The 2,020-nt window shown below is 73.1% G+C and carries 2 protein-coding genes; both read left to right on the top strand.

The features are described from left to right. Positions 1-96 precede the first annotated feature (96 nt). A complete protein-coding gene (pyrE, locus tag FNQ90_RS21100) occupies positions 97-633 on the top strand; it encodes an orotate phosphoribosyltransferase (RefSeq protein WP_182607803.1) in 537 nt (178 codons plus the stop codon). A 115-nt stretch (positions 634-748) separates the two neighbouring features. Next, positions 749-1,771, top strand: coding sequence for a class II fructose-bisphosphate aldolase (fbaA, locus tag FNQ90_RS21095; RefSeq protein ID WP_182607802.1), 1,023 nt, complete (start codon positions 749-751; stop codon positions 1,769-1,771). Positions 1,772-2,020 lie beyond the last annotated feature (249 nt).

The raw sequence follows: 2,020 nt of genomic DNA, 5'->3' as shown, positions 1-2,020 counted from the left end.
CCGGCCTCGTCACCCCTCCCGGGGCGGCGGGGCCGGCGCACGCTCCCCGGCGCCCCCGCACCGGCGCGCGGCGTCCCGTCGCATAGCCTGACCCCCATGAGCGAGCGCGACCAGCTGCTGCGGCAGATCCGGGACAAGGCCGTCGTCCACGGCCGGGTGACCCTCTCCTCCGGCCTGGAGGCCGACCACTACGTCGATCTGCGGCGGATCACCCTGGACGGCACCGCCGCGCCCCTGGTCGGCCGGGTCATGCTCGACCTCACCGAGCACCTGGGATACGACGCCGTCGGCGGCCTCACCCTGGGCGCCGACCCCGTCGCCACGGCCATGCTGCACGCCGCCGCCGCGCGCGGTCGGCACCTGGACGCCTTCGTCGTCCGCAAGACCGGCAAGGCCCACGGTCTCCAGCGCCGGATCGAGGGGCCGGACGTCGCCGGCCGCCGGGTGCTGGCGGTCGAGGACACCTCCACCACCGGCGGGTCCGTGCTGACCGCCGTCGAGGCGCTGCGCGAGGCGGGCGCCGAGGTGGTCGCCGTCGCGGTGATCGTCGAACGCGGCGGTGCGCCCGCCGTGGAGAGGACCGGGCTGCCCTACCTGGCCGCCTACGATCTCGCGGACGTCGTCCCGGGCTGACCCACCGAACGGGGTCTGGGAGGATGAGCCCGACGATGACGTCGACCCTCGCTCACCCCGGCCGCCCGTGCGGCACGGAGCCGACCCGCACACGCAGATTCCAAGGAGCGGACAGATGCCCATCGCAACCCCCGAGATCTACAACGAGATGCTCGACCGGGCGAAGGCCGGCAGGTTCGCCTACCCCGCCATCAACGTGACCTCGACGCAGACCCTGCACGCGGCGCTGCGCGGTTTCGCGGAGGCCGAGAGCGACGGCATCGTCCAGATCTCCACCGGTGGCGCCGAGTTCCTGGGCGGTCAGTACAACAAGGACATGGTCTCCGGGGCGGTCGCGCTCGCCGAGTTCGCGCACATCGTCGCCGAGAAGTACCCGGTCAACATCGCCCTGCACACCGACCACTGCCCCAAGGACAAGCTGGACGGGTACGTCCGTCCGTTGCTGGCGGTCTCCGAGCAGCGCGTGGCCGAGGGCGGACTGCCGCTGTTCCAGTCCCACATGTGGGACGGCTCCGCCGAGACCCTCGCCGACAACCTGGAGATCGGCCGCGAGCTGCTGGCCCGCGCCGCCGCCGCCCGGATCGTGCTCGAGGTCGAGATCACCCCCACCGGCGGTGAGGAGGACGGCGTCTCGCACGAGATCAACGACGAGCTCTACACCACCGTCGACGACGCGCTGCGCACCGCCGAGGCCCTGGGCCTGGGCGAGCACGGCCGCTACCTGCTGGCCGCCTCCTTCGGCAACGTCCACGGCGTCTACAAGCCGGGCAACGTGGTGCTCCGTCCGGAACTGCTCAAGGACCTCCAGGAGGGCGTCGCCGCCCGCTACGGCAAGCAGGAGCCCTTCGACTTCGTCTTCCACGGCGGCTCCGGCTCCACCCCCGGGGAGATCGCCACCGCGCTGGAGAACGGCGTGGTGAAGATGAACCTGGACACCGACACCCAGTACGCCTTCACCCGGCCGATCGCGGACCACATGTTCCGCAACTACGACGGCGTGCTGAAGGTCGACGGCGAGGTCGGCGAGAAGAAGACCTACGACCCGCGCAGCTGGGGCAAGCTGGCCGAGGCCGGCATGGCCGAGCGGATCACCCGCGCCTGCGCCGACCTGCGCTCCACCGGTACCAAGCTGAAGTGATACCGGGCGCGGCCGGCCCCTCCCCGGAGCCCGGGCCGCCGCGCCGACACCGACGCCGCGGAACGAGCCGCCGACGGCCCGGACACCCGTCCGGGCCGTCGGCGTTCGCGCTCCGGGGCGCGCGAGGGGCGCGCGAGACGATCCGTGCCGGGGCGGGCGCGTTCGACCCCGGGCCGGAGGTCCCGGCACACTGGGACCATGGTCACGCACGAGAACCTGCTCGGGGGCCCGCCCCGGCACGGATCGTCT

The sequence above is a fragment of the Streptomyces alkaliphilus genome, from assembly GCF_014141535.1.
In the GTDB taxonomy this organism is placed as follows: Bacteria; Actinomycetota; Actinomycetes; order Streptomycetales; family Streptomycetaceae; genus Streptomyces; species Streptomyces alkaliphilus.
Note: the sequence above shows the minus strand (reverse complement) of the source record. Positions and strands in the feature narration are given on the sequence as shown.

Coding starts and splice junctions, on each gene's coding strand:
- pyrE (WP_182607803.1), top strand. CDS start 97: ATGAGCGAGCGCGACCAGCTGCTGCGGCAGATCCGGGACAAGGCCGTC.
- fbaA (WP_182607802.1), top strand. CDS start 749: ATGCCCATCGCAACCCCCGAGATCTACAACGAGATGCTCGACCGGGCG.